The following is a 7,343-nucleotide window of genomic DNA, read 5'->3' on the forward strand; positions in this document are numbered from 1 at the left end:
GTCTTTGAATGCTTGTCCGTATCGAGCCACTTTCGTCCTTCATCGCCGCCCCCTGGGTTGATCTATGGAGGCGACAACTATTCTGACGCGGGGGGAGGGCAAGATCCGTGATGCCCAAGGGCTGGAGGTGGCGGGACCTCGACAGGCCCCTTTCATCGGCCGCAACAAGCCTCATCGTGGTGATCGCAAATGGGTCAATGGCTGGTCGCCAGAGCAGATTGCAAACCGCCTGCAGGTCGACTTCCCGGATGATCCGTCCATGCGCATCTCTCACGAAGCCATCTACCAGGCGCTCTATATCCAAGGCAGAGGTGCCCTCAAGCGTGAGCTTGTGAGCTACCTGCGTACAGGGCGTGCTTTGCGCACCCCACGGGCCAGGTCCCAAGCCAAGGCATGGGCACACGTCAGTGAAGAGGTGATGATCTCTAGTCGCCCTGCTGAGATAGAAGATCGTGCAGTACCCGGTCACTGGGAGGGGGACCTGATCATCGGCCTGGACAGGTCAGCCATTGGAACATTGGTGGAACGGTCAAGCCGTTTCACCATGCTCGTGCACCTGCCGCGCGAGGAAGGCTATGGACTGACCCCTCGAACAAAGAATGGTCCGGCGCTGGCGGGGTACGGTGCCATCACCATGGCCAACGCCCTCAAGAGAACAGTGAACAAACTGCCTACCCAGCTATGGCAGTCATTGACTTGGGATCGTGGCAAGGAGTTGTCCGACCACGCACGGTTCACAGTTGAGTCCGGGGTGAAAGTCTTCTTTGCCGATCCTCGCAGTCCATGGCAGCGCGGTACGAACGAGAACACGAACGGGCTGCTGCGCCAATACTTCCCCAAGGGAACCGACTTGTCTCGGTGGAGTGAACAAGAGATTCAGGCCGTGGCACTGACCTTGAACAACAGGCCGCGCAAGACGTTGGGTTGGAAGACTCCGGCAGATGCCCTCAACGACTACCTAAAATCGGCTGATCAACCCGGTGTTGCGACGACCGGTTGAATCCGCCCAGTACACCAGCGAGCACTTCCAGAAGCTGCTGGATGAACAGGACATCACTTGCAGCATGAGCCGGGCCGGCGAGGTCTGGGACAACTCGGCCATGGAGAGCTTCTTCAGCTCGCTCAAGACCGAGCGCACGGCCAGGAAGGTGTATCGAACGCGAGGGCAGGCCCGTTCAGACGTGTTCGATTACATCGAGTGCTTCTACAACCCGACGCGTCGGCATTCGACGCTCGGCTATCTCAGTCCCGTACAGTTCGAGCAAGCTCAAGAAGCTTAGGTCGGTGTCAACGGAACCGGCAGCAGCCCACAACAGCCATTTGATGTTGTAGTCCGCCGCGCACAGCACAGCGTGCAGCCGGTCGCCAGTTTCACCCTTGAGGTGACAGCGCTCCATGCGGTGATCGCTCTTGAGGTGGCCAATGATCGGTTCGATGGCCTGGCGCCGTTTGAGCAGCTTTCTCTCCTCTTCGCTCATACGCTTGGCTTTGCCCCGGTGCACGATGCGCACATCGGGCAAGTCAGCGTCCACACCCCGATAGCCCAGATCCACGAAGGCCGCCGCTGGTCTGGCTGTGCTGCCCTGCATCAGGATCGTGGCCTGCTCCAGTTGCTCGTGCAAGGTGTGCCCGTCGTACGGGTTGCCGTGAAACGCCCGGGCGCCCACGATCAGGTTGCCCTTGAGCGTGCTGGCGATACCCACCTTCACCCCGAACTCGTAAGGCTGCTAGGCCTTTCCCTTGCTGATGCAGTCCACCTCGGGCGCGTGCCAGGCGTAGAGCTTGGACTGTCCATCCGCCACTTTGCGTTGAGCGCTCTGGGACACGATGCGCCGGGCCTTGTTCAAAGTCTCTGCGAGCGCCTCCCGCACAGCTTGCCCGATAGCACTGACCTTGCGGTCAATCTCGCGCTGCAGGCGGCCAACGATGGTGCGTTGGCGTTTGGCTCGTGGCACCGCTGGGCGGTACAGACGAGACTCCAGCTCAGCATCATCGAGGCCGTCGGCCACGGCGCAATCAACGCCGGCCACCTTGGCCAGCGAGACGTATTTGCCGACCGCGCTCTTTGAAAACTTGAGCGCTCGGCCAACCTCGCTGTAGCTCAATACTGCCTGCAGGTGCAGGCGCAATGCCTCTCGGATACGGCGCATGGTGACTCTGTTTGTAGGCATTGGCTGGAACCGCAAAAAGCGGCAAGCCTATGCCGGTGGAAAGATCACCTGCGCGCTCCCCCCCTACCGTCCACGATGGCGCTGAAACAGCATCCACGATCAGACTGAAACGCCGTCCACGAAGGACTGAAATACGCAATGGCGCACCCCACGGATTCGAAGCTACTGGATGCAGCTGGTTCAAGCTGCGCAGGATGCTGGCATCGAGCTCAAGCAGACCTTTGCCAAGGAGGGCCTGCTTCTTCGGTTCAAGGTTGGGCGGTACGCGCACGCCAAACAGCTCAAGAACATGCGCCGGGTGATCAAGCGACAGCACCGGTGGTGGGGCGGTTGGTGGCGAGAGATCGGAGGGAGGGCCTTGGCGTTGCGCCAGTGGTCGCTCAACTTTTCAGAACTGGTAGCCCACCTCAAACGCGATCACTGCACTTCCGGTTCGGTGCGCCTTGGGAGAACCTCGGACAGTGGCGCTGACACCGCTGTACTCCATTCGGGCGATCAGCCCCGCCGCGAGAGGGCCCTTGTACCCGCTCACCACGCCACCAAAGAGCCCCCAGTTCAACGAACCGCTCTCGATTGGTCTCCAGTCCATGATCATATAGACTGAAGTCGCGAAATTGCTGTTTCGGTACGCGCCTGCGTGCAACGACCTGGTGCTGTCCAACTCTTTACGCAGTCCCAGCCCCCAGTTGCGCTCATTCCAGCGCCCCACAACTGGCGGATCGACGTGGTGACTCACCGCGTGAAGCACCAGCTCCCAGCTTGCACTAGCAGGTGTTGGCGCCAGCGAGGCGGCCACCACAAGCAGTGCAGCTGACGTGACGCCGAACGAACTAATACGAAGCAACCCGAATGTCAAGCACCAACCAGCCATCGGCGTAAGGTGTATCGGTTCCAAGCTGACACCTGACCGCATGCAAGTTCGCTCGATACGCCCGGCCCGCCGAGACCCAAACGTCGAACGCGCTGGCCGGGATCGGAGCACGCCAGCGTGAGGCGAAAGGGCCGTCTCGCCGGGCACCGCCGACAAACAGATCCCCTGGTGATCGCTCTCGCTTTGCGAAGCGTGCACTGAGTGGCGGGCTTGGCTGCCGCTGAAGTGGCCTTGCAGTCGACACATCAGACGCCACCGCGTGCCAAGGCGGCGGAGTCGGGTCGCAAAGCCCACCCCACCACCCTCCCAAAGATTCCAAAACATCATTTTTGTAAACATTAAGATAGTTTTTATTATTGTAGTACCGACAAACTATTGGTGGGGTTCAAACCCCCGTACGGTCTGCACTGCTGTGAAGGCTGGCGAAGCGAAACAATCGGTCATGAAGAAACAAGCCGAGCTGGGACTCAACCTGAGCACGAGGCGCACGCGCAAGGCGGTGTTCCTCAACGAGATGGAGTTGGTTGGGTATTTCGGACCAACGTGACCGCTGATTTCGGTATCGTGACCGAGGATTTCGGCCCATCGTGACCGACTCCGTTTTCGGTTCATCGTGACCGACCGTTTCGGCATCGTGACCGATCATTTCGGTCATCGTGACCGCCGTTTCAGTCCACGTTTTTGTGGGATCTGAAGCCAGGCGGTGCTGCGTAGAGAACTCAACCCGGACGTCCTAACCTCGACGGCTTTTGCCTTCAGGAGCCGGATGCCCAAACCTCGAATTTCTCTACGCATGATCAAAGACGTTATCCGCCTGAAGTGGCAGGCCGACCTCTCTCACGAGCAGGTCGCCGCCACCCTCAACATCTCCAAAGGGGCCGTGGCCAAGTACGTTGGCCTGGCCCATGCTGCTGGCCTGGATTGGGAGACTGTCCAGGATTGGAGCGAGCAGCGACTGACCTCCGCCCTGCTGCCCAAGGCCACCACCTCCCAGCCCTACATCACCCCCGACTGGGGCCGCATCCACCGCGAACTCGACCGCAAGGGCGTGACACTCATGCTGCTGTGGCAGGGTCTAAAGCGCGCCGATCGACCCGCATGGCGCCTAAAAGGAGTGAGAAGTCGGCCCTTGCTGCGCTGAAATCGATCGAGACCGGCATCGCAGTTTCATGTCGCGAGATTCATGCGGGCAGCGAGCTTCGCTGAACCAGTTTTGAACACCATCCCTAACTCCTCTGAGTTTTGGCTTTTGCCTCCCATCAGGAACAACCTGTCTGGGCCTTGAGATCGAAGGGCCGGGGCAATCTACTGGACATCCCCGCTGGAACGTGAGCGGTGACGGCTGGCTGCACGAACTTCGATGCATGAACCCTGCGCGAAACAAGTCCCACGCGCGGCCTTCCCTTCGGACATCGTAAACGGCATCACGTTCGACGCAGCCGAGCAGTGGTATGCGCAGGAGCTTTGTGCTGCCGAATGATCAGCTTGATCGCTTGCTCATCTGCAGCTCAATAACGATCGAGAAGCTCCGCGCCAAAATCCATATTTGAGCCATCTCACCGCAACAGCCTTCACAACAGAGCAAAGCCCATTACAAAATCAACCTGATGAATTGAAATTATGAGACCCGGATTTTGAGCAAACCCTACGGTCCATCGATACCCCAGCAATGAACATCCAATCTAAATTGCATGAATATTTACTGGGCCGAATCTCGACGATACATTTTCATATAAGATGGGCTTCACCACCACCGAGTCAAATCCAAGCAGGAGCATTTTTCTCAATTCTTCCTCGTGTGCATGAGCCGTGTAGGCGATGACACAAACATCATCATAACGAAGCGTTTCGCGTATAAATTTTAACACGGAAATTCCGTCGATGTCGGGCATCTTGATATCTAAAAGAATATGACTTGGTCTGATTTGTTGCAAAATCTTCACTGCCGCGTGGCCAGAGTCAGCTTCAAGCACAGTCCAGCCCAGCATCTGCAAGTAAATACGTGCAATCAGTCGATTGTGGCAGACATCGTCTACCACTAGCACCGTGTTGGTTGCGTGAGAACTATTCATTGTGGTCTTTAAATTTGATCGATACAGTGGTGCCGCTGTGTACTTCAGATTGCAGGTCGATCGTCCCATCCAAGATTTCCAGCAGTTCGCGACACAACGAAAGACCCAATCCTGGACCCTCCCCTTTCGTCTTGGATAATTCGGTGCGCTGCATGGTACCGAAACGATCAAATGCACGCCGAACTTGATCCTCGGTCATACCAACACCGGTGTCCATCACTTTTATAGACCATGTTCCTTGATGTCTCTCAACATTGACAAAGACTGCTCCTGATTCGGTGAACCTCACAGCATTGCCAAGGACTTGATCAATCACCTGCATCAATTTTATTCGGTCGGTCACAAACATTGCAGGAGCGGACTTTGACACATTCAGACCAAGTGCCAATTCTTTAATGTCTGCAACGTGACGATGCGAAGCAATGGCAGATTGAAAGAACTCTTCTGTATTTATTTTGGTGAGTGTCAACGCCATCTGGCCAGCCTCAATTCTTGCCAAGTCGAGCAACATGACCACCAGGTGATGAAGTTTCTGGGCGCTGCTGAAAATCACTTCAGAATACCGCTTCGAATCCTCGATGGTTTCGCTGAGCACTGACAGCTCTGCGAAACCAAGAATTCCGTTCAAGGGAGTTCTAAGCTCGTGAGAAATCCCCGCAACAAATCTTGATTTCATCAAATTGGCAGAATTTGCCTTGATCTGACTCGCATGAAGCTGCATCATCGTCCTGCGCCTCGAATCAAGTATTTTGAGTGTGCTACCCGCAGAAGCAGAGATGGCAAAAATAAAAATAAATGCAGTAATCGCTCCAGTGACGTAGATGATCTGGATACTCGATTGAACGGGTAGCTTGGACTTTGCAGAAAGCAGTCGTAACGGATATTCTCCGACCAAGATGCTCCGTGTCAAAAAGTTACCCTTATAGAGATCAATGTGATCAATCAAATGTCTAGGCCTGTCGAGTAAGTTCCCGCTGGTTTGATATTGGATTTCCTCAGGCCGTCTCTTTGATCCGAACCTGACAATGCCATCCTCACCAACAAAGGCAAAAACAGTGCCTGCACGCGTTAAAGATTCCATCTCAGATGAAAGAAATACATTAACGTCAATACTGACCACTACAACGCCTAAAAATCTCTGATCCGATGCTATTATTGGGCGCGAGAACTGCACTGTTTCAAGTCCTGAAATTCGACCAATCACGGGCTTACTGATATAAATCTGATCGTTTACAGTTTCTTTCAATGCAATGAAGTGAGGCCGATCTCCCAAAAAAATCTTTGCTGGTCTGCTGTCGAGTGAAGATGCACTGAGATAGCCTTCTGCATCAATTATAGCAATTTGAACAATAGATCCTTCGTAATTCGGAAAGCCATCTGTCTGAAGAGAATGCGGACGAATTTTTCCGCTCTCTAACCACTCAGATCGAGCCTGCTTGGCTACAAAGTCTGCAAGGTTCAAGCCTTCTCGCGCATTGACAACCAACAACTGCATCTGTGTGTCAAGTTCTTGCTCCAACTTCTCCAAAAAACTGCTTTTCAGAAACCATATCATCAAAATAATCAACGAGACTATCAGGCCAACGGCTACCAGCGAGGCGATCAAGGTGCGTCTATACAATCTATCATCAGATCTTTCACCGAAATAGTTTGATACTCTCAGCATCATTGTAGAGAGCCTATGATACAAATTCATTTGTCGAGGCATCCAAATATCAGCTGCACACTTGGCATTAGAGGAAAGCGGGTCGAGTTAGGCATTTCTGTCGCAGGTGATGATGCTGGGATGTTGATGTTGTTGCTGCTGAGAGAAATCGTGTTTTACCCACGATCCTTCATCAAGAGGAGGTTTTTAAAATCACGCGAGGAGCAGCGGAGACCAAACAGGGCCGTTGTTGCACAAGCTGAGTCTATGCAAGCCATCTGGGCACAGGGAAAACGGGTCTAAGTGCGAGCAATCGCACTTGCTTTGCCCAAAATGGTAGTTTAGACGTTTGCAAACATTTTCGAAATAAGATAACTATATTGTTGTGATTTTTGTCATAAGATCTCACTTCGGGACGCTCAAAAAAATATCGACCGCCCCGTTAGGGAAGGTCTGCAAAACCTCCCTTCCGTTGAACTGGCAAACGGCGTGAGGAGAAGATAGGGGCATGAACCAAATCACGCTGGGGCTGGACCCCCTCCACAAGAAGACGCGCAAGGAAGTGTTTCTTGAAGAGATGAACA

At 54.4% G+C, this 7,343-nt stretch carries 5 protein-coding genes and 3 pseudogenes; 3 read left to right on the plus strand and 5 right to left on the minus strand.

The features are described from left to right. Positions 1-97 precede the first annotated feature (97 nt). Both KQ310_RS04245 and KQ310_RS04250 read left to right on the plus strand, forming a co-directional pair. A pseudogene (locus tag KQ310_RS04245) lies at positions 98-1,000 on the plus strand (IS30 family transposase); the annotation flags it as partial. A gap of 4 nt (positions 1,001-1,004) precedes the next feature. Beyond that, a pseudogene (locus tag KQ310_RS04250) lies at positions 1,005-1,280 on the plus strand (IS3 family transposase); the annotation flags it as partial. Here the strand turns inward: KQ310_RS04250 and KQ310_RS04255 are convergent. The 3 genes from KQ310_RS04255 to KQ310_RS04270 all read right to left on the minus strand — a co-directional run bounded on the left by KQ310_RS04255 (position 1,176) and on the right by KQ310_RS04270 (position 3,027). Then, positions 1,176-1,709, minus strand: coding sequence for a transposase (locus KQ310_RS04255; RefSeq protein WP_259720544.1), 534 nt, complete (start codon positions 1,707-1,709; stop codon positions 1,176-1,178). The pseudogene KQ310_RS04250 and the gene KQ310_RS04255 overlap by 105 nt on opposite strands. Positions 1,710-1,727: 18 nt before the next feature. Continuing rightward, complete coding sequence (locus KQ310_RS04260) at positions 1,728-2,150, minus strand: hypothetical protein (RefSeq protein WP_259720545.1); 423 nt, start codon at positions 2,148-2,150, stop codon at positions 1,728-1,730. 409 nt (positions 2,151-2,559) lie between these two features. Then, on the minus strand, positions 2,560-3,027 hold the full coding sequence (locus tag KQ310_RS04270; protein ID WP_259720546.1) for a hypothetical protein: 468 nt from the start codon (positions 3,025-3,027) through the stop codon (positions 2,560-2,562). Between the two features lie 781 nt (positions 3,028-3,808). On the opposite strand from KQ310_RS04270, the pseudogene KQ310_RS15970 reads away from it, so the two are divergent. Then, a pseudogene (locus tag KQ310_RS15970) lies at positions 3,809-3,980 on the plus strand (IS21 family transposase); the annotation flags it as partial. 744 nt (positions 3,981-4,724) lie between these two features. On the opposite strand, the gene KQ310_RS04280 reads toward KQ310_RS15970, so the two are convergent. Further along, positions 4,725-5,183 carry a response regulator gene (locus KQ310_RS04280; protein WP_311134697.1) on the minus strand — a complete coding sequence of 153 codons (459 nt, stop codon included), beginning with the start codon at positions 5,181-5,183 and terminating at the stop codon, positions 4,725-4,727. Then, positions 5,107-6,720 (minus strand): ATP-binding protein, encoded by a 1,614-nt coding sequence (locus tag KQ310_RS04285; protein WP_259720549.1) that lies wholly within the window; start codon positions 6,718-6,720, stop codon positions 5,107-5,109. The genes KQ310_RS04280 and KQ310_RS04285 overlap by 77 nt, the downstream gene beginning before the upstream one ends. Positions 6,721-7,343 lie beyond the last annotated feature (623 nt).

This window comes from Synechococcus sp. CS-1328 (genome assembly GCF_025128095.1).
Lineage (GTDB): Bacteria > Cyanobacteriota > Cyanobacteriia > PCC-6307 > Cyanobiaceae > CBW1002.